General features: G+C 73.4%; 17 protein-coding genes. 6 read left to right on the top strand and 11 right to left on the bottom strand.

Going from position 1 to position 20,254, the window contains the following annotated elements; genetic code table 11:
• The first annotated feature begins 60 nt into the window (after positions 1-60).
• The 4 genes from EDD32_RS19535 (at position 61) to argF (ending at position 6,730) form a co-directional block, all read left to right on the top strand.
• Positions 61-1,848, top strand: coding sequence for a cupredoxin domain-containing protein (locus tag EDD32_RS19535; protein ID WP_246006115.1), 1,788 nt, complete (start codon positions 61-63; stop codon positions 1,846-1,848).
• Positions 1,764-4,106, top strand: a complete 2,343-nt coding sequence (locus tag EDD32_RS19910) for a multicopper oxidase domain-containing protein (protein WP_342771433.1) — start codon at positions 1,764-1,766, stop codon at positions 4,104-4,106. The genes EDD32_RS19535 and EDD32_RS19910 overlap by 85 nt, the downstream gene beginning before the upstream one ends.
• Before the next feature lie 272 nt (positions 4,107-4,378).
• Positions 4,379-5,647, top strand: a complete 1,269-nt coding sequence (locus tag EDD32_RS12285) for an arginine deiminase (protein WP_123917889.1) — start codon at positions 4,379-4,381, stop codon at positions 5,645-5,647.
• Positions 5,648-5,719: 72 nt separating this feature from the next.
• Positions 5,720-6,730 (top strand): ornithine carbamoyltransferase, encoded by a 1,011-nt coding sequence (gene argF, locus EDD32_RS12280; RefSeq protein ID WP_123917887.1) that lies wholly within the window; start codon positions 5,720-5,722, stop codon positions 6,728-6,730.
• A gap of 72 nt (positions 6,731-6,802) precedes the next feature.
• On the opposite strand, the gene EDD32_RS12275 is transcribed toward argF, so the two are convergent.
• Genes EDD32_RS12275 through argC form a run of 6 tightly spaced genes read right to left on the bottom strand, consistent with a single transcriptional unit; the run spans position 6,803 to position 13,263 of the window.
• A complete protein-coding gene (locus EDD32_RS12275; RefSeq protein ID WP_123917885.1) occupies positions 6,803-8,059 on the bottom strand; it encodes an argininosuccinate synthase in 1,257 nt (418 codons plus the stop codon).
• Positions 8,052-8,687: an arginine repressor gene (gene argR / locus EDD32_RS12270; protein WP_123917883.1), complete on the bottom strand. Its 636-nt coding sequence runs from the start codon at positions 8,685-8,687 to the stop codon at positions 8,052-8,054. Before argR ends, EDD32_RS12275 begins: the two co-directional genes overlap by 8 nt.
• A gap of 19 nt (positions 8,688-8,706) precedes the next feature.
• Positions 8,707-9,978 carry an acetylornithine transaminase gene (locus tag EDD32_RS12265; protein ID WP_123917881.1) on the bottom strand — a complete coding sequence of 424 codons (1,272 nt, stop codon included), beginning with the start codon at positions 9,976-9,978 and terminating at the stop codon, positions 8,707-8,709.
• The gene (gene argB, locus EDD32_RS12260; protein ID WP_484103607.1) at positions 9,975-10,988 is read right to left on the bottom strand and encodes an acetylglutamate kinase; all 1,014 of its coding nucleotides are present in this window, start codon (positions 10,986-10,988) and stop codon (positions 9,975-9,977) included. Before argB ends, EDD32_RS12265 begins: the two co-directional genes overlap by 4 nt.
• Positions 10,989-10,999: 11 nt before the next feature.
• Positions 11,000-12,202: a bifunctional glutamate N-acetyltransferase/amino-acid acetyltransferase ArgJ gene (gene argJ, locus EDD32_RS12255; RefSeq protein ID WP_123917877.1), complete on the bottom strand. Its 1,203-nt coding sequence runs from the start codon at positions 12,200-12,202 to the stop codon at positions 11,000-11,002.
• A complete protein-coding gene (gene argC / locus EDD32_RS12250) occupies positions 12,199-13,263 on the bottom strand; it encodes an N-acetyl-gamma-glutamyl-phosphate reductase (RefSeq protein WP_246006283.1) in 1,065 nt (354 codons plus the stop codon). Before argC ends, argJ begins: the two co-directional genes overlap by 4 nt.
• 126 nt (positions 13,264-13,389) lie before the next feature.
• Between argC and EDD32_RS12245 the strand changes: the two genes are divergently transcribed.
• A complete protein-coding gene (locus EDD32_RS12245; RefSeq protein WP_123917873.1) occupies positions 13,390-14,373 on the top strand; it encodes a quinone oxidoreductase family protein in 984 nt (327 codons plus the stop codon).
• A gap of 77 nt (positions 14,374-14,450) precedes the next feature.
• On the opposite strand, the gene EDD32_RS12240 is transcribed toward EDD32_RS12245, so the two are convergent.
• From EDD32_RS12240 to EDD32_RS12220, 5 genes are all read right to left on the bottom strand, one after another.
• Positions 14,451-14,975, bottom strand: coding sequence for a flavodoxin domain-containing protein (locus tag EDD32_RS12240; RefSeq protein WP_123917871.1), 525 nt, complete (start codon positions 14,973-14,975; stop codon positions 14,451-14,453).
• Positions 14,976-15,071: 96 nt separating this feature from the next.
• Complete coding sequence (pheT, locus tag EDD32_RS12235; RefSeq protein WP_123917869.1) at positions 15,072-17,690, bottom strand: phenylalanine--tRNA ligase subunit beta; 2,619 nt, start codon at positions 17,688-17,690, stop codon at positions 15,072-15,074.
• Between the two features lies 1 nt (position 17,691).
• Positions 17,692-18,771 carry a phenylalanine--tRNA ligase subunit alpha gene (gene pheS / locus EDD32_RS12230; RefSeq protein ID WP_123917867.1) on the bottom strand — a complete coding sequence of 360 codons (1,080 nt, stop codon included), beginning with the start codon at positions 18,769-18,771 and terminating at the stop codon, positions 17,692-17,694.
• Between the two features lie 72 nt (positions 18,772-18,843).
• The gene (gene thpR, locus EDD32_RS12225) at positions 18,844-19,449 is read right to left on the bottom strand and encodes an RNA 2',3'-cyclic phosphodiesterase (protein ID WP_123917865.1); all 606 of its coding nucleotides are present in this window, start codon (positions 19,447-19,449) and stop codon (positions 18,844-18,846) included.
• A complete protein-coding gene (locus EDD32_RS12220) occupies positions 19,446-19,694 on the bottom strand; it encodes a hypothetical protein (protein WP_123917863.1) in 249 nt (82 codons plus the stop codon). Before EDD32_RS12220 ends, thpR begins: the two co-directional genes overlap by 4 nt.
• 106 nt (positions 19,695-19,800) lie before the next feature.
• Here EDD32_RS12220 and EDD32_RS12215 point away from each other — a divergent pair, with 106 nt between their 5' ends.
• A complete protein-coding gene (locus tag EDD32_RS12215) occupies positions 19,801-20,235 on the top strand; it encodes a CBS domain-containing protein (protein WP_123917861.1) in 435 nt (144 codons plus the stop codon).
• Positions 20,236-20,254 lie beyond the last annotated feature (19 nt).

The following is a 20,254-nucleotide window of genomic DNA, read 5'->3' as shown; positions in this document are numbered from 1 at the left end:
CGGCGTGTCACCCCACCCCACCGATTCTCCGAAGAGCCCCTCAACCCGCTCATGGTGGACATGGCGGCCGCCGTCGCAGCTCCCGGCGAAGCGCCGCGGTACTTCAGCCACCCGAACTACGCCAACAGCCCGCTGCCCGAGGTCTCCACGACGCCCGGAGCCACAAGCTACGTGGGCAACCCGCTGGTGGACCGGGCCTATGCCACCGACAACGCGTCCGGCGTCTTCGTCGTGCTCGACGACGCCCCTCTCCCCGCCGGCATGCTCACGTCGTTCGAGACCTGGAACCAGGCGACGGCGGGCGGAAGCTTCCAGCCCTCTGCCGGCCTCACCTTCCACGCGTACCTGCTGCGCCCCACCGGCGCCGCGAACGAGTACACCGTGGTTTTCGACTCCGGCGCCCTCGACGTGCCGGCGCTCGCGACCGCAGGGACGAGCGAGCGCGTCACCTTCTCTGTGGCCAACCTGACCGTCCGGACGGGCGACCTCGTGGCCTTCTACGGCCAGGGCGTCCCGCTCGACATCGGGGCCGGCGGGGACGCCGTGGCGTACCCCGCGACACAACCGCTGCAGGACACCACCGTCGCCCTCGGCTCGGCCGACTACCCCGACCTGGGGCAGGCTCGCACCTACTCCTTCGGCGCCAACGTCGTCGCTCCGGACGAGATCACCGGCGGTCTCCGCAAGTTCGTCGACCCGCTGCCCGACCTCAGAGACCTCGTTGCCACACCGGACACCACCAGCTATCCCGGAACGGACTTCTACCGGATCGGGCTCGTCGAGTACACGTCGCAGATGCACAAGGACCTCGCCAATCAGACGCAGCTGCGAGGCTACGTGCAGCTGAACGCCGACGGCACCCCGATGGGAGATCCGAGCTACCTCGGCCCGGCCATCGTGGCCGAGAAGGGCAAGCCCGTCCGGGTCGAGTTCCGCAACCTGCTGCCCACGGGCGCCGGTGGAAACCTGTTCCTGCCCGTTGACACCACCGTCATGGGATCCGGCATGACGCCGGTCGGCAATGAGCTCATGGAGGCGAACCCCGAGACGGTGGACCCGCAGGTCCCCATGTGCAACGACCCCGCCACCAAGCCCTCGATGGTCGCCGATGGCTCCTGCTACCCGGTCAACCGGGCCACCCTCCACCTCCACGGCGGCATCACCCCGTGGATCTCCGACGGAACGCCGCACCAGTGGATCACCCCAGCGACCGAGGACACCCCGTTCCCCCAAGGTGTCAGCGTGCAGAACGTGCCGGACATGAACCCGGAAGCCGTGGATGACCCGGCCGACGGCGTCCAGACCTTCTACTACACCAACGCCCAGAGCGCGCGGCTGATGTCTACCACGACCACTCATGGGGCATCACGCGCCTCAACGTCTACGCCGGCGAGGCCGCGCCGTACATCATCACGGACGACACCGAGCAGGCGCTCGTCGACGCCGGGACGATCCCCGGGGCCGACGCCACTCTTCCGCTCGTCTTCCAGGACAAGACCTTCGTGCCGAACGATGCCCAGCTCGCCCTCCAGGACGAGACCTGGGACAAGGCGGCCTGGGGCGGCGAGGGCAACCTCTGGCTGCCGCACGTGTACTCGCCGGCGCAGAACCCGGGTGACGCCTCCGGCGTCAACGCCTACGGTCGCTGGGCCTACGGTCCCTGGTTCTGGCCGCCCACCACCAACGTGGAGTACCCACCGATCGACAACCCGTACTACGACCCGCTGTGCGACGCCGAGGCCGGGTGGTGCGAGCCGCCGCTCATGCCGAGCACGCCGTACAACTCCATGGGCATGGAGGCGTTCATGGACACCCCGGTCGTCAACGGCAAGGCGTACCCGACGGTGACGCTCGACCCCAAGCCCTACCGGCTGCGGATCCTCAACGCCGCGAACGACCGCTTCATGAACCTCTCGCTCTACCAGGCCGTCGATGCGAACGGCACGGTCTGTGACCTCAACAACCCCACGCCGGTGGCCGAGTCCACGGGCGTCGCCTGCACCGAGGTGGCGCTGAACCCGACCGAGGTCGCGGCGGCGCTTGACGACCCGACGGTGTTCCCGACGCCGGCCGCCGGCACCGAGGGCCCAGACTGGATCGTCATGGGGAACGAGGGCGGCTTCCTGCCCGCTCCCGCCGTCGTTCCTGCCCACCCCACCACATGGGTCAACGACCCCACCGTGTTCAACGCCGGCAACGTCGACCAGCACTCGCTGCTCGTCGCCCCGGCCGAACGCTTCGACGTCGTCGTCGACCTGTCGCAGTACGCGGGCCAGACGCTCATCGTCTACAACGACGCCCCGGCCGCCTTCCCGGCACGCGACCCGCGCTACGACTACTACACCGGCAACGGCGACTACCGCGACTCCGGCGGCGCCCCGTCGACCCTGGCCGGGTACGGACCCAACACGCGCACCATGATGCAGATCAAGGTCGCCGACGCCCCGGCTGCCGAACCTTTCGACCTGGCGGCACTGGAGGCAGCCTTCGCGCACCAGAGCGACGGGTCCGGCGTGTTCGAGTCCGGGCAGAAGCCCATCGTCGTGGGCCAGGGTGAGTACAACACCGCCTACGGCACCTCGTTCCCCACCAACGGGGCCGGCAACGGCACCGTGCAGATCTACGACACCTCGCTGACCTTCGGCCGGCTGGTCGAGGACACCACCGTCAACGACACCCCGGGTGCACCCTTCCGCACGTCGGTCACGAGCACCGACGCGACCTTGGACGAACGGCTGACCGTCAACCTCAAGCCCAAGATGATCCAGGACGAGATGGGTGAGGCGTTCGAGAGCGAGTACGGCCGCATGAGCGGCTTCCTGGGCGTGGAAACACCGAACGCCCAGGCAGGTCTGCAGAACATGATCCTGTACGGGTTCTCGATGCCACCCACAGAGGTGCTCGACGGCATTGAGCTGCCACCGGGCATGGAGGCCACACCGATCGCGCAGGCGGACGACGGCACCCAGATCTGGAAGTTCACCCACAACGGGGTGGACACCCACCCCATGCACTTCCACCTGTACGACGTCCAGCTGCTCAACCGCGTCGGCTGGGACGGCATCGTCCGCAAGCCGGAGGCGACCGAGCTCGGCTGGAAGGACACGGTCCGCATCAGCCCGCTGGAGGACACGATCGTCGCGGTGCGGCCGATCATCCCGCCGATCCCCGAGGCGTGGGGCGGCCTGCCCAACAGCGTCCGCCTGCTCGACCCGTCGATGCCGGCGGGGGCCTACATCGCCAACACCACCCAGCAGGAGGCGATGGGGCTGCCCCTCATGGCCTTCAACCCCGACGGCGAGCCGATCGACGTCCGAAACCACTACGTCAACTACGGGTGGGAGTACGTGCTCCACTGCCACATCCTCAGCCATGAGGAGATGGACATGATGCGCACCCAGGCGGTGGCGGTGAACCCGTCGGCCCCGACGGACATCGTTGCCACGCGGTCCGGCTCCGGCCGGAACCAGCAGTACCTCGTGACGTGGAACGACACGTCGAAGAACGAGACTGCCTTCGTGATCGAGCGCCGACTTGCGGGCTCCACCGGTCCGTGGACCGAGGTCGCCATGGTCCAGACCGAGGACCGGGTCAACCTGACGACCCTGCCCACCGCGAAGACGGAGACAGGTGCGGCCACCGGACCCGCCTCTTACGTCGACGCCATCGGCAACACCAGGGACAACTACGAGTACCAGGTGTACGCGATCAACACGGTCGGGGACACGTGGGACTACTCCGACCCGGCGTTCAACGAGATCCCGCCGGGTGGCGGCTTCCCGACGATCACAGTCGACAGCAGGAACACCCCACAGACCGTGGGCGACCCCGTCTCGGCACCGACCAACCTGACCGGGACCCTCACCGTGAAGAACAAGAAGACCTCCACGGTGAACCTCAGCTGGACCGACAACGCGGACAACGAGACCGGGTTCCTCATCCAGCGCACCAACAGCGACGGCAGCAACGTCGTGAACGCCACGGTCGGGGCGAACATCAGCACCTTCACCCAGACCGTCACGTCGGGGGTGGCCTACCTCTACCGGGTCCACGCCTTCAGTGACACGACCCAGTCGGGCTGGTCCAACACCCTCGCGCTGCCCTAGCACCCATCCACCCGGCCCGGTGCCGCAGGGTTTACCGGGCCGGGTGCACCCCGGCAGGACGGCGAGACGTTCGCCGCAGACCCCTTCACCAGCCGCGCCGCACCTGCCGGCGGCGTGAAGCGACCGGCGGTGGCCTCATGGCCGCCGCCGGTCGTCCGTGTCCGCCCGCGGGGGTCCCGTCGTCCATCGCGACCGAGCGGCCGGACGCGGCGGGACGTGTGGTCCACCGCTCCCCTGTGAGACGGTGTCCGCACCGAGCCCAGGAGGCCCCGATGGCGACGACGGACACCACCACCGCTGACCCGCGCCCGCTCCCGGCCGAGCCGCCCTTCGTCGGCTCCGAGGTCGGGCGCCTGCGGGAGGTCATCGTCCACCGGCCCGGGCTCGAGCTGCTGCGCCTGACCCCGGAGAACATGGCCGAGCTGCTCTTCGACGACCTCCTGTGGGTCCGCCGCGCCCAGGAGGAGCACGACGTCTTCAGCGAGGTCCTCGCCGGCGCCGGCGTGAAGGTCCTCGAGCTCACCGACCTCCTGCGCGAGACCCTGGCTGTCCCGCAGGCCCGCACGTGGATCGTCGAGCAGACCTTCGACGACCGTGTCCAGGGCCCGGTCGCCGCCCCGGTCCTGCGCGACCTCGCCGCCGCGATGGGCGACGAGGAGCTCGCCGAGCTCCTCGTCGGTGGCCTGACCCGGCGCGAGCTGGGCGAGCGCACCGACGAGCCGTCCTCCCTCGTCCTGCACGGCTCGGGCGCGGACTCCCTCGTGCTGGCGCCCCTGCCGAACCACCTCTTCACCCGTGACACCTCGTGCTGGGTGTACGACGGCGTCGCCGTCAACGCCATGCGGATGGCTGCCCGGGCGCGCGAGACGGTCAACTACGAGGCGATCTACCGCTGGCACCCCCGTTTCGCGCCGACGACGTTCCACCACTGGTCCGCCGGCATCGCCGGCGAGGCCTCGGTCGAGGGTGGGGACGTCCTCGTCCTCGGCGACGGCGCCGTCCTGGTCGGGATGAGCGAGCGCACCACGGCCCAGGGCGTCGAGCGGCTCGCGACCCGCCTGTTCGACGCCGGCGTCGCGGACCGGATCGTCGCCGTCGAGCTGCCCAGGGCGCGCTCGTTCATGCACCTGGACACCGTGATGACCATGGTCGACGAGCGCAGCTTCATCAAGTACGCCGGCCTGGGGATGCTGCCGTCCTACACCGTCACCCCGGGCCCCGGGCCCGGCGGCCTGAACATCACCGACCACGAGCCCGAGCGGATGCACGACGCGCTCGCCGACGCCATGGGCGTGACCGGGCTGCGCATCCTCGCCGCGGAGCAGGACGTGCACGCCGCGGCCCGCGAGCAGTGGGACGACGGGTGCAACTCCCTCGCGCTCGCCCCCGGCGTCGTCGTCACCTACGACCGGAACGTCACGTCCAACTCCTACCTGCGCGAGAGCGGCATCGAGGTCCTCGAGGTCCCCGGCTCCGAGCTCGGCCGCGGACGCGGCGGCCCGCGCTGCATGAGCTGTCCTACGATCCGCGAGGGCCTGTGACGCGTGCCGGCCGGGCACGCGCAGGCAGGGCGCACGCGCGGTCGTGACGCCGACGACGAGAAGGGACCGGGCGTGAACCTGCGCGGACGCAGCTTCCTCAAGGAGCTGGACCTCACCACGGAGGAGTGGCGCTCGCTGCTCGACCTCGCCGCCGACCTCAAGGCGGCCAAGCGCGCGGGCACCGAGGAGCGCCGCCTCATCGGGAGGAACATCGCGCTGATCTTCGAGAAGACCTCCACCCGCACGCGGGCCGCGTTCGAGGTCGCCGCCCACGACCAGGGCGCCCACGTCACCTACCTCGACCCCAGCGGGTCGCAGGTCGGGCACAAGGAGTCCGTCAAGGACACCGCTCGCGTCCTGGGCCGGATGTTCGACGCCATCGAGTACCGCGGCGCCCGCCAGGCCGACGTCGAGACCCTCGCCGCGTTCGCCGGGGTGCCCGTCTACAACGGGCTCACCGACGAGTGGCACCCCACCCAGATGCTCGCCGACCATCTCACCATGCGCGAGCACGCGCCGGTCGTCGACGGGCGGCGCAAGGCCGACGGCGAGCTCGTGCTGGCCTACACCGGCGACGCGCGCAACAACACCGCCCACTCGCTCCTCGTCTCGGGTGCGCTGCTCGGCATGGACGTGCGGCTCGTCGCCCCGGCGGCGCTGCAGCCCGCGCCCGAGGTGGTCGCCCTTGCGGAGGAGCTCGCCGGGCGCACCGGGGCGCGCCTCCTCGTCACCGACGACGTCCGGTCGGGCGTGGCGGGGGCGGACTTCGTCTACACCGACGTCTGGGTCTCGATGGGCGAGCCCAAGGAGGTCTGGGACGAGCGCATCGCGCTGCTGAGCCCCTACCGGGTCGACGCCGAGCTCATGGCCGCGACGGGCAACCCGGACGTCAAGCTCCTGCACTGCCTGCCGGCGTTCCACGACCTCGGCACCGCCGTGGGCCGGGAGGTGCACGCCCGCACCGGGCTCGAGTCCCTGGAGGTGACGGACGAGGTGTTCGAGTCGCCCGCGTCGGTGGTGTTCGACCAGGCGGAGAACCGCATGCACACGATCAAGGCGGTCCTCGTCGCGACACTGGGCTGAGGGCGGTGCGCCCTCGCCCGACGGACGAGCACCGCGCGGCAGGTCGCCCCACCGCGCGGTGCGCCCAGCCGCTCAGGCCTTGATCGTCGGCACGGTGGACAGGTCGACACCGTTGCCGAAGGAGACGTCGCGGGCGGCGGAGAGCTTCGACGTCATGCCGTAGATCTCGATGAAGCCCTTGGCGTGGGACTGGTCGAAGGCGTCGCCGGTGTCGTAGGTGGCGAGGTTGAAGTCGTACAGGGACGACTCCGAGCGCCGCCCGGTGACCGTGGCCCGCCCACCGTGCATGACCATCCGGATGTCACCCGAGACGTAGCGCTGGGTGTCGTCGATGAAGACGTCGAGGGAGTTCTTCAGCGGCGAGAACCACTGGCCGTCGTAGACCAGCTCGGTCCACCGCTGGCCCACGCCCTTCTTGAACCGGGCCTGCTCGCGCTCGACCGTGACGTTCTCCAGCTCGCGGTGCGCGGCGATGAGCGCCATGGCACCGGGGGCCTCGTACACCTCGCGGGACTTGATGCCCACGAGCCGGTCCTCGACGATGTCGATCCGGCCCACGCCCTGGGCGCCGGCGCGGCGGTTCATCTCCTGGATGGCCTGGAGCGGGGTCACGGCCTGGCCGTCGATCGCCACCGGGACGCCCTCGCGGAAGGTGATGGTCACCTCGTCGGGCAGGGGCGGGTACGTGGGGTCGTCGGTGTAGCTGTAGACGTCCTTGGTGGGCTCGTTCCAGATGTCCTCGAGGAAGCCCGTCTCGATGGCCCGGCCCCACACGTTCTGGTCGATCGAGAACGGGTTGTTCTTGGTCGTGGCGATGGGCAGGTCGTGCTTGTTCGCGTAGTCGATGGCGACGTCGCGGGTCAGCGCGAGGTCGCGCACCGGGGCGATGCACCGCAGGTCAGGAGCGATGGAGGTGATGCCGACCTCGAAGCGGACCTGGTCGTTGCCCTTGCCCGTGGAGCCGTGCGAGACGGTGGTGGCGCCGAACTGGCGAGCGGCCCGCACGAGGTGCTTGACGATGACCGGCCGGGACAGGGCGGAGACCAGCGGGTAGGCGTCCATGTACATCGCGTTGGCCTTGAGGGCCGGCATGCAGTACTCGGTCGCGAACTCCTCGCGAGCGTCGGCGACGTAGGCCTCGACCGCGCCGCAGTCCAGCGCGCGCTGGCGGATGACCTCGAGGTCCTCCCCGCCCTGACCGACGTCGACCGCCATCGCGATGACCTCGGCGCCGGTGCGCTCGGCGATCCAGCCGATCGCGACGGAGGTGTCCAGGCCGCCGGAGTAGGCCAGGACGACCCGCTCCTTCTTGCTCGTGCTCTCACTCATCGGGGGTCTCTCCTGGGTCGTTCGTGCCCGCTCGGCCGGCGCCGGCGGGGTCGGTCTGATCGGTGGTCGGGCGGGGTCTGCCTCCGACCGGGTCGGTCTGATCGGTGGACGGGCGGGGTCTGCCCCCGGCGAGCTCGAGGAGCCGCCGGGTCAGCGCCTCGGCGCCGGCGCGGTCCCGCGCGACGACGAGGACGGTGTCGTCCCCGGCGATGCAGCCGAGGACCTGCGGGAAGACGGAGTGGTCGATCGCCGAGGCGAGCAGCTGCGCCGCCCCGGGCGGGGTGCGCAGCACCACCTGGTTGGCGGTGCTGTCCGCGGTGAGGAGGACCTCGGCGCACCAGCGCTGGAGCCTCGCGGCGATCTGGTCCTCGCCGCCCTGACCCGACCGGGCGACGCCGCCGGCCCCCTCGCCCGGCAGGGCGTAGACGGCCTGCCCGTCCGGTCCGCGGACCTTGATCGCACGCAGCTCGTCGAGGTCCCGGGACAAGGTGGCCTGGGTCACGCGGATGCCCCGGGCGGTCAGCGCCTCACCGAGCTCGGTCTGCGAGCGCACCGGCGCCGAGGTGAGGATGTGCTCGATGACGGCGTGCCGCCCCGCCTTGGTGGCGGCGACGCCGACGTCGCTCACGCCGCCACCTCCCGCGTGTTCACGACGCCGCCCCGGCCGTCGCGGCGTCCAACGCGGCGGGCAGGGCGTCGACGAACGACGCCGCCTCCTCGCCCGTGAGGATCAGCGGGGGCGCGAGGCGCAGGGCGTCCTCGCGGACGGGGTTGACGATGAACCCCGCCTCGAGCAGGTGCTCGGTCGCCGCCGCGGCCACCGGCGCGGTGAGACCGACGGCGAGGAGCAGGCCCTCGCCGCGCACCTCGGCGACACCGTGGTTGCCCAGGCCCGCCAGCTTCGCGCGCAGGAGGTCCCCCACCTCCACGACGTGCTCGAGGAGGCCGTCGGAGAGCGCGTCGAGGACGGTCAGGGCGGCCGCGGCGGAGACGGGGTTACCGCCGAAGGTGGTGCCGTGCTGACCGGGACCGAGGAGGCCCGCGGCGTGCTCGCCGAGGGCGACCGTCGCACCGATCGGCAGGCCGCCGCCGAGACCCTTGGCGAGGGTGACGACGTCGGGGACGGCCCCGCCGCCCACGTGGGGCAGGTGGTGGGCCATCCACGTCCCGGTCCGGCCCGTGCCGGACTGGACCTCGTCGAGCACGAGCAGCGCGCCGGCGGCCGTGGTCAGCTCACGCGCGGCGGGCAGGTAGCCCGGCGGGAGGGGCCGCACGCCGGCCTCGCCCTGGACGGGCTCGACGAACAGCGCGGCGACGTCGTCGCCGAGCGCCCGCTCCAGCGCGGCGAGGTCGCCGAACGGCAGGAACTCCACGCCGCCGGGCAGGGGCTCGAACGGTTCCCGGTAGGCGGCCTTGTGCGTGAGGGACAGCGCACCCATCGTGCGGCCGTGGAAGGCGCCCTCGAGGGCGAGCACCCGCCCGCCGGGACGGTGGCGGCGCGTCATCTTCAGGGCCGCCTCGTTGGCCTCGGCGCCGGAGTTGGCGAGGAAGACCCGCGAGCCCGCCGGCGCCCCGCCCGGGGTGACGACCTCGAGGAGCCGCTCGGCGAGCGTGACCTGGGCCGGGGTGGCGAAGAAGTTCGAGACGTGACCGAGCGTGGCCAGCTGCTCCGTGACGGCGGCGACGAGGCCGGGGTGGGCGTGGCCGAGCGCGTTGACGGCGATGCCGCCGAGGAGGTCGAGGTAGCGGCGCCCCTCGGCGTCCCACACGTACGAGCCCTCCCCGCGCACGAGCACCCGCTTGGGGGTGCCGAAGGTGTTCATCACGGCGCCGGTGTAGCGCTCGGTCCAGCTCGCGGCGGACGCCGGGGCGCCGACGGTCCGTGCGGGCGCAGGTGCGGCGGGGTCGTGGGCGGTCATGGCTGCTCCAGGTCGGTGGGCTCGCTGGTGTGGGCCGGCGCCGGGTGCTCGGGCGCCAGGCCGTCGGCGGCCGCGGGGCCGTCGGCGGCCGCGCCGTCGGGCTCGACGAGGGTGCCCACACCGGCGTCGGTGAAGATCTCCAGGAGCATCGAGTGCTCCTGCCGGCCGTCGATGACGTGGGCCTGCGGCACCCCGCCGTGCACGGCGCGCAGGCAGGCCTCCATCTTCGGCACCATCCCGGACTGCAGCGACGGCAGCATCTCCTCCAGCTCGGCAGCGGCGAGGCGGCTGATGAGGGAGGCGGTGTCCGGCCACCGGGCGTAGAGACCCTCGACGTCGGTGAGGATGACGAGCTTGGTGGCGCCGAGGGCGACGGCGAGCGCCGCGGCGGCGGTGTCGGCGTTGACGTTGAGGACCTGGCCGGGCTCGTCGACGTCGAGCGCGACGGTGGAGACCACGGGGATCCGCCCGGCGGCGAGGAGGTCCTCGACCGCCTGGGGGTCGACCTCGACGACGTCGCCGACCAGGCCGACGTCGACGCTCTCGCCACCGACGGTGGCCGGCCGGCGGCGGGCGCGCAGGAGTCGCCCGTCCTCCCCCGAGAGCCCGACGGCGTGGGCGACGTCGGCGTTGAGCAGGCCGACCAGCTCACGCTGGACCTGACCGGTCAGGACCATCCGCACGACGTCCATGACCTCCGGCGTCGTCACGCGCAGGCCGCCGCGGAACTCGCTCTCGAGGCCCACCCGCTCGAGCATGGTCGAGATCTGGGGTCCACCGCCGTGGACGACGACGGGCCGCAGGCCGACCTGGTGGAGGAAGAGGATGTCCTGGGCGAAGGTGCGCTTGAGGTTCTCGGCCACCATGGCGTTGCCGCCGTACTTGATGACCACCCGTGCACCGGAGAACCGCTGGAGCCACGGCAGCGCCTGGACGAGGACCTCGGCCTTCTGGTGCGGGAAGAGGTCGCGCTCGGTGTCGAAGTAGAACTCCTCGGTCGTCGAGCTCACGTCTGCCTCGCTCATGTGGAGTACGCGCTGTTCTCGTGGACGTAGTCGTGCGTGAGGTCGTTGGTCCAGACCGTCGCCTCGGCGGCCCCGGCGTGAAGGTCGACCTCCACCCGGACCTCACGGGCGGCCGCGAGGTCGACCCGGGAGCGGTCCTCCCCCACGCCGCCCCCGCGGCACACGGTCACGCCGTTGATCGCCACGTCCACCGCGTCGGCCTCGAAGGGGGCGACGTCGGCCGGCACCGTGCCGACGGCGGCGAGCACCCGGCCCCAGTTGGGGTCGTTGCCGAAGACCGCGGCCTTGAACAGGTTCGACCGGGTCACGGCCCGGGCCACGGCCACGGCGGCGTCCTCGTTCGTCGCACCGCGCACGGTGACGGCGATGTCGTGGGTCGCGCCCTCGGCGTCGGCGACGAGCTGGCGGGCCAGCGAGGCGCACGCCGCGGTGACCGCCTCGGTGAGCTCCTCCGCGCCCACCGGCACCCCGGACGCACCCGAGGCGAGCAGGACGACGGTGTCGTTGGTGGACATGCACCCGTCGGAGTCGACCCGGTCCAGGGTGACGGCGGTGGCGGCGCGCAGGGCGGCGTCGGCGTCCTCGGCGGTGACCACGGCGTCGGTGGTGAGCACGCAGAGCATGGTGGCCAGCCCCGGGGCCAGCATGCCCGCGCCCTTGGCCATGCCCCCGACGATCCAGCTGATCCCGTCGTCGGTGCTCGTGGCGCCGGCGGGGCCGAGCGGGCGCTGGACGAGCACCTGCTTGGTCACGGTGTCGGTGGTCATGATCGCGGTCGCGGCCGCCTCGCCGCCGTCGGCACCCAGCGCCGCGGCAGCGGCGTCGACCCCGCCGAGCAGGGCGGGCATGTCGAGACGCTCGCCGATGAGGCCGGTGGAGCACACGACGACGTCGCCGGCGGAGACCCCCAGCACCTCGCCGACGTGCTCGGCGGTGCGGTGGGTGTCGCCGAACCCCTCCGGGCCGGTGCAGGCGTTGGCCCCGCCGGAGTTGAGGACGACGGCGCGGGCGACGCCGTCGCCGACGACGGTGCGCGACCACACCACCGGGGCGGCGACGACGCGGTTGGAGGTGAAGACCCCGGCGACGACGTGGTCAGGGCCGTCGTTGACGACCAGGGCCAGGTCGGGCCGGCCGGAGGACTTCAGGCCGGCGGTGACGCCCGCAGCGCGGAAGCCCAGGGGTGCGGTGACGCTCACGGGGCGACTCCCACGGTGCTCAGGCCCGCCGTCTCGGGCAGGCCGAGGGCGAGGTTCATGGACTGCACCGCGGCGCCCGCGGTGCCCTTGACGAGGTTGTCGATCGCGCAGACGGCGACCACGCGCCCGGCCCGCTCGTCCACGGCGACCTGGACGAGGGCGGTGTTCGCCCCGGTGACCATCGCGGTGGTGGGCCAGGAGCCCTCGGGCAGGAGGTGGACGAACGGTTCGCCGTCGTAGGCCTGCGCCCAGGCGGCGCGGACCGATCCGGCGTCGGCGCCCGGCGCGAGCGGCGCGGTGACCGTGGCGAGGATGCCGCGCGCGACGGGGGCGAGCACGGGGGTGAAGGACAGCCGCACCTGCCCCGCTCCCGCGGCGCGGAGGTTCTGCTCGATCTCGGGGATGTGGCGGTGGGTGCCGCCGACGGCGTAGGGCGCCAGGGAGCCGAGGCCCTCGGCGGCGAGCAGGTGCGGCTTGGCGGCCTTGCCCGCCCCGGAGTACCCGACGGCCAGGACGGCGACGACGTCACCCGGGTCGACGACGCCCGCGGCCACACCCGGCTGGAGCGCCAGGGTCACGGCGGTGACGTTGCAGCCCGGCACGGCGATCTGCCGGGCGCCGCGCAGCACGTCGCGCTGACGGGTGGTGCCGCCGGTCAGGATCAGTTCGGGCATCCCGTAGGGCCAGGCACCGGCGTGCGCGGAGCCGTAGAAGGCCTCCCACGCGGCGGCGTCGGTGAGCCGGTGGTCGGCGCCGAGGTCGAGGACGAGGGCCTCGCTGCCGGCGGCCTCCAGGGCGGCGGTGAGCTCACCGGACGCGCCGTGCGGCAGCGCGAGGACGACGACGTCGTGCCCGGCGAGGCTCTCCACGCTCGTGGGCTCGAGGACCCGGTCCGCGAGCGGCACGAGGTGCGCGTGCTGGGTTCCCAGGCGCTGGCCGGCGTTGCCGTGCGCGGTGACGGCGCCGACGACGGCGTCGGGATGGGCCAGGAGGAGGCGGAGCATCTCGCCGCCGGCGTAGCCGGAGGCGCCCGCCACCGCTGCAGAGAAAGTCACCTGCATAACCATACAGGATGCTGTATGGACTGCCTTCCCTAGCCGAGTTGCTCACCTGGTTGCCGACGACGACCAGATGAGCGAACTGGTTGTCGCGCCGCGCGGTCGGACCAGGGCGGGCATGCTGGAGCCATGCGCGCGATCCACGCCACCGAGCCCGGTGGACCCGAGGTCCTGACCGTCGTCGACCTGCCGGACCCCGAGCCAGGTCCCGGGCAGCTCGTCGTCGAGGTGGCCGCCGCCGGCGTGAACTTCATCGACACCTACCAGCGCGGCGGCGTCTACCCCATGCCGTTCCCACACGTCCCGGGCGCCGAGGGAGCCGGAACCGTGGTCGCGGTCGGTGACGGGGTCACCGGTGTCTCCGCCGGCGACGCCGTCGCCTGGGCCGACGCGCCCGGCTCCTACGCCGAGAGGGTCGTCGTCGAGGCCGGCAGGGCGGTCCCGGTGCCCGACGGCGTGAGCATGGACGTCGCGGCCGCCCTCCCCCTGCAGGGCATGACCGCGCACTACCTCGTGGCGTCGACGTTCCCGGTCCAGGCCGGCCAGACGGTCCTCGTGACCGCGGCCGCCGGCGGGGTCGGGCTCCTGCTCACCCAGCTCGCGGTGGCGCGCGGCGCCCGGGTCATCGGCCTGGTGGGGTCGGCGGAGAAGGAGTCGCTGGCCCGCGCGGCGGACGCGGCCGACGTCGTGCGGTACACCGAGATGACGGACCTGGCGACCGAGCTGCCGGCCCTGGTGCGTGGGCTCACCGGGGGCGTCGGTGTCGACGTGGCCTACGACGGCGTCGGCAAGGACACGTTCGACGCCACCCTGGCCTGCGTCCGTCGCCGCGGCTCGCTCGTCCTCTTCGGCGGCGCCAGCGGCCAGGTGCCGCCGTTCGACCTCCAGCGGCTCAACCGGGCGGGCTCGCTGTTCGTGACCCGGCCCAAGCTGGCCGACCACGTCGTCACCCGCGACGAGCTGACCTGGCGCGCGGGCGAGCTCTTCGAGGCCGTGCGCACCGGCGGGCTGGACGTGCGGATCGGCGAGCGGTTCCCCCTCACCGAGGCGCGCGCCGCCCACGAGGCGCTCGAGGGGCGGGCCACCACGGGGAAGGTGCTGCTGGTGCCCTGACAGACGGAGCCCGCAGTGCCGTCGCGAGGTCACGGCAGGGCGCGGGTCGACGGGGACGGAGGGCCCTTCCCGTGAGCTCAGCCGGTGTGGGCGAGCCCCTCGGTACGGGTGACGTGCTCGTCGAGCTCGGCCGCGACGCCGCGCGCCCACGCCCGGATCGTGTCCCACTCGCGGTAGTCGCCCTCGGGGGCGCTGCCCAGCCGGGTGACCGAGCGCTCCCGCAGGCCCAGGACCGCGGGGTCGAGCCGGCCCTTGAACGTCACGTGCCCCAGCGGGTCCACCTGGCGCACGACGGCGGCGGCGCGGGCCGGCTCCTGGACCTCACCGCCGGGCACGCCGGCCAGGCCGACGGAGAACGCCCACACCGGCAGGTGCCGCAGCTCCTCGGCCCGGCGGGCGACGAGGTCGCGCATCGGCTCCATCCACTGCGTCATGTACACGGCCGAGCCGAGGACGACCGCGCCGACCCCCTCGAACGAGCGGACCTCGGCGGGGGCGACCCGCCGCGCGCCGTGTCCGGCGGCGCGGAGCTCCTCGACGATGACGTCACCGATCTCTTCGGTGGCGTGGTGCTTCGAGGCGACGACGACGAGGATCTTCATGACCCCAGCGTGGCCCACGACTGCTGCGGCCTTGCTGGGACTTATGTCCCCAACGTCCGGTTACGGCGCGGCGAGAAGCTCCGCGCGACCCGGGACTCAGGTGCGTAGCACGGCGCCCACCCGCTCACCCGCCACGGCGACGATCCGCTCGCGCACGGCAGCGGTCTCCTCCGCGGTGAGCGTGCGGTCCGGGGCCCGCAGGCGCAGCGCGAACGCCAGGGACCTGCGGCCCGCACCCAGCTGGTCGCCGGTGTAGACGTCGAAGAGGCGCACCTCCTCGGCGAGCTCGCCGGCGCCCGCCACGACGGCGGCGCGGACCTCCTCGGCCGGGACCGCCGCGTCGACGACGAGGGCCACGTCCTCCTTCGCCAGGGGGAAGGTGGAGACCGGGGTGACCTGCACCGGCTCGCCGGGGACGGCGGCGAGCAGCGCGTCGAGGTCGAGCTCAACGGCGACCGTCCGGGCGGGCAGCTCGAGCGCGGCGGTGACGTGGGGGTGCAGCTCGCCGGCATGGCCGAGCACCTCGCCGCCGACGACGAGCTCGGCGCAGCGGCCGGGGTGCCAGGGCGCGGTCTCGCCCTGGCGCACGGCCAGCTCCACGCCGACCGTGCGCGCGGCGACCCGGGCCGTCTCGACGGCGTCGGCCCAGTCCACGGGGCGGTTGCCGCCCCAGACGCCGTCGGGCAGGAGCGGGCCGGCCAGGACCGCGGCGAGGTGGCGTGGCTGGTGCGGCACCGCTGCGTCGAGGGCGGCCAGGGCGTCGGCATCCGGTCGGCGGTCCACCCCGGGGACCGGGCCCGAGCGGACCCCGGCCGGGCGGGTGACGAGGCCGATCTCGAACACGCCGAGCTCGCCGGCGCCGCGCCCGACGTTGCGCCGGGCGACGTCGAGGAGGCTGTCGAGCAGGGACGTCCGCAGCGCCGGGGCGTCCTCGGCGAGGGGGTTGACCAGACGCAGGACCCGGCGCCGCTCGTCGTCGGCGGGCAGGCCGAGGCGGTCGTGGACGTCGCCGACGAACGGGTAGGACAGGACCTGGACGAGGCCGTGCTCGGCCAGCGCCCGGGCGACGTCGCGGCGGCGGCGCTGGTCCGGGGTGAGGCCGCGGCCGGCGGGCGCGGGCGGCAGCACCGAGGGGATGGCGTCGTAGCCCGACAGGCGCGCAACCTCCTCGACGAGGTCCGCCGGGACGGTGAGGTCCGGGCGCCAGGTGGGCGGGGTGACGACGACGGTGCCCACCGCGTCGTCGGCCCCGTCGTCCTCGGCCGTGGTGGGCCCGGCGGCGGTCGGCCGGACGGTGCAGCCGATCCGCTCGAGGATCCCCAGCACCTGCTCGCGGGGGTAGTCCACCCCGACGAGCCGGGCGGGCAGGGTCGGGTCGAGGACGATCGGCGCCGGCGGCGTGGTGGTGTCGAGGTCGCTCACGGCCGGGTCGGCGGTGCCGCCGCCGTGCTCGACGAGCAGGTCGACGACCCGCTGGGCGGCCACGGCCTGCAGGGCGGTGTCCACCCCGCGCTCGAACCGCTTGGCCGCCTCCGAGGGCAGCTTGTGCCGGCGGGCGCTCCGGGCCACCGAGACGGGGTCGAAGTGGGCGGCCTCGACGAGCACGTCGGTCGTGGTGGGCGAGACCTCGGTCTCCGCGCCACCCATGACCCCGGCGAGGCCGAGCACGCGGGAGGCGCGCCCGCGGGGGGAGTCCGTGATGAGGAGGTCCTCGGGGTCGAGGCGCCGCTCGACGTCGTCGAGGGTGGTCAGCCGCTCGCCGGCCGTCGCCCGGCGGACGACGATCGGGGCGTGCACGGTGGCGAGGTCGTAGGCGTGCAGGGGCTGGCCGAGGTCGAGCATGACGTAGTTGGTCACGTCGACGGCGAGGGAGATGGGCCGCATGCCGGCCTGGGTCAGCCGCTCGGTCATCCACGCGGGACTGGGGGCGGCCGGGTCGATGCCGCGGACGATCCGGGTGACGAACCGGTCGCAGCCGGCGGCGCCGTCGAGCCCGGCGTCATCGACCTCGACGGCGAAGCCGTCATCGGTCGGGGCGGGGACCGCCCCGCCGGGGAGGTTCTCGGCCAGGCCGTGGTCGGTGAAGGCGGCGCCGGTGGAGTGGGAGTACTCCCGGGCCACCCCGCGCATGGCGAAGCAGTAGCCGCGGTCCGGGGTGACGTTGATCTCGAGGACCTCCTCACCCAGCCCCAGCAGGGCGACGGCGTCCGCGCCCGGTGCGGGGACGGCGTCGGCACCGAGGAGCTGACCGAGGACGATGATGCCGCTGTGGTCCTGCCCGAGGCCGAGCTCGCGGGCGGAGCAGATCATCCCGTCGGAGACGTGCCCGTAGGTCTTGCGGGCGGCGATGGGGAACGGCCCGGGCAGCACGGCGCCGGGCAGCGCGACGACGACGTCGTCGCCGGCGTCGAAGTTGTGCGCGCCGCAGATGATGCCGCGGGACGCGACGTCGGCCGGCTCCGCGCCCTCGCCGGGGGCGTCGTTGTGCGCCGGGCCGACGTCGACCCGGCAGTAGCTGATCGTCTTGCCGTTCTTCTGCTCCTCCCTGACCACCGAGAGGACCCGGCCGACGACGAGCGGGCCGGTGACGGCGGGGGGCTTGATGGCCTCCTCCTCGAGACCGACGCGCACGAGGGCGGCGGCCAGGGCCGCGGCGGTGGTGCCGGCGGGAACCTCGGTGTGGTCGGCGAGCCAGGTCAGCGGGACGTACGGCATCTCAGTTACCCCTTCCGGTGGTGCCGAACTGGAGCGAGAAGCGCACGTCGCCCTCGACCATGTCGCGCATGTCGGCGATGCCGTGCCGGAGCATGAGCGTGCGCTCGATGCCCATGCCGAACGCGAAGCCGGAGTAGACCTCCGGGTCGATCCCGTTGGCGACGAGGACGGCCGGGTTGACCATCCCGCAGCCGCCCCACTCGATCCAGCCGGGGCCGCCCTTCTTCTGCGGGAACCACAGGTCCATCTCGGCGCTGGGCTCGGTGAAGGGGAAGTAGCTCGGGCGCAGGCGGGTGCGCGCCTCGGGCCCGAACATCGCTCGGGCGAAGTGGTCGAGGGTCCCCTTGAGGTGGGCCATCGTCAGGCCCTTGTCGACGGCGAGCCCCTCCACCTGGTGGAAGACCGGGGTGTGGGTGGCGTCGAGGGCGTCGGTGCGGAAGACCTTGCCCGGCACGGCGATGTAGATGGGCAGGTCACGGGAGAGCATCGTGCGCGACTGCACCGGGGAGGTGTGGGTGCGCAGGACGAGGTGCGGGTCTCCGCCGGCGTCCGCGGGGGGCTCGACGTAGAACGTGTCCTGCATCTGCCGGGCCGGGTGGTCCGGGCCGAAGTTCAGCGCGTCGAAGTTGAACCACTCGTGCTCGACCTCGGGGCCCTCGGCGATCTCCCAGCCCATCGCGACGAAGAAGTCCGAGACGTCCTCCATGAGGGTCTCCAGCGGGTGCCGCGCCCCGGTGCGCGCCCGGGTGGTGGGCAGGGTGACGTCGACCCGCTCGGTGCGCAGCACCTCGGCGTCGTGGGCGGCCTCGAGCTCGCTCTGCCGGGCGGCGACGGCGTTGACGACACGGCCGCGGGCCTGTCCGAGGAGCTTGCCGGCGGCGGCCTTGTCCTTGTTCTCCAGGCCGCCGATGGCCCGGTTGGCCAACGCGAGGGCGCTGCGGTCGCCGGTGTGCGCGAGGCGGGCGGCCTTGAGCTCCTCCAGGTTCGAGGCGGCGGCGACGGCCGCGAGGGCGGCGTCGACCGCGCCGCCGACCGCGCCGGCGTCGAGCGGGGAGATGGGCGCGGGGTCAGAGGAGGACATGCGTACCTTCCGGGCGGGACGGGGCCGGCAGGGCAGGCGCCGTGGAGGCGAGGCCGCTGCCAGCAGTGGAGTCTAGTGGTCCGGAAAGCCGGCGGCAGGGGCGGGTCCGCCGAGCGGGAGCCGGGCGAGGACCTCGTGCACCGGCGCCCCGCCCTTGCCGGCGCCCAGCTCGGAGGCGAGCAGCTCCACGTCCTCGGCGAGCCAGGTCGGCCCGGAGTAGACGGACAGGACCTGCGCGCGCCGGTCCAGCCCGGCCGCGTCGGGGCGGCGCGCCCGGGCGAGGGTGACGTGCGCGCGGTGGCGCTCGCGTCGGGCGGCGTCGGGGTGGAGCAGGTCCTCGCAGTCGGTCATGAGCCGCACCAGGGCCCCCCCGGGGGGGTCCACCTCCCGCACGCCCGCCCACAGCGTCCGTCCGGCGAAGACGCCGGCGCCGCGCACCTGGAGCCGCAGGGGCCCGTGGGCGGCCGCGACGGCGGCGAGGTCGGCGGTGAGGTCGGGAACGGCGCCGCCGGGCACCTCGCCGTAGAAGGCCAGGGTGATGTGCCGCAGGCCCGGCGCCACCCAGCGCAGGGTGGGCGCGCCCCGGCCGGCCGGCTCGTCGTCGCCGACCGCGGCGACGGCGAGGTCCAGGTGCTCCTGCACCTGCGGCGGCAGCGCGAGGGCGACGAAGAGCCTCATCCGCCGGCGGCGCGGTCGGTCGTCACCTCCGCCGCGCCGGTCCCGGCGAGGTCCGCCAAGCCGGCGCCGAGGGCGCCGACGAGACCGGCGGCCTCCGCGGGGGTGAGCCGCACGGTGGCGACGCACTCGTCCGCCCGCCACAGGCTGAGCACGACCATCCCGGTCTCGGGGTGCGCGGTGACCCGCAGCCCGCGCCCGTGGCCGCGCGGGTCGGCGAACCAGCGCGAGCGGGGCGGCATCGGCACCACGGTCACCTCCTGAGCATGTGCCCGGCCCGGCGCCCGGTCAAGAGCCCGCACACCCGCGGGCGGGAACCTGGCCCGGGGGCCGCTGCCGGCAGTACGGTCGAGCATGCGCATCTCCGACGTGCTCAGGCGCAAGGGCGACGACGTCGTCACCATCCGCAGCGACGCCTCCGTGGCGGAGCTGCTCGACCTGCTCGCCGACCGCGGCATCGGGGCGGTGGTCGTCTCCGACGCCGACGGGACGGTCGACGGCATCGTCTCCGAGCGGGACGTCGTGCGGCACCTGCGCGGGTCGACCGAGCCCCTCCCGGCCGTGCCGGTCGGGACGATCATGACCACCGAGGTCGCCACCTGTCGCCTCGACGACGACCTCGAGACGCTGGCGCGGACGATGACCGAGCGGCGGGTGCGCCACCTGCCGGTGGTCGCGGACGGCCGCCTGGTGGGGATCGTGAGCATCGGCGACGTCGTCAAGCAGCGGCTGGGCGAGCTCCAGGACGAGCGTGACAGCCTCGTCGACTACGTCCAGGGTGGCGGCTGAGCACCACCCCACCGCTGAG

This window comes from Georgenia muralis (assembly GCF_003814705.1).
Classification (GTDB): Bacteria; Actinomycetota; Actinomycetes; order Actinomycetales; family Actinomycetaceae; genus Georgenia; species Georgenia muralis.
Note: the sequence above shows the minus strand (reverse complement) of the source record. Positions and strands in the feature narration are given on the sequence as shown.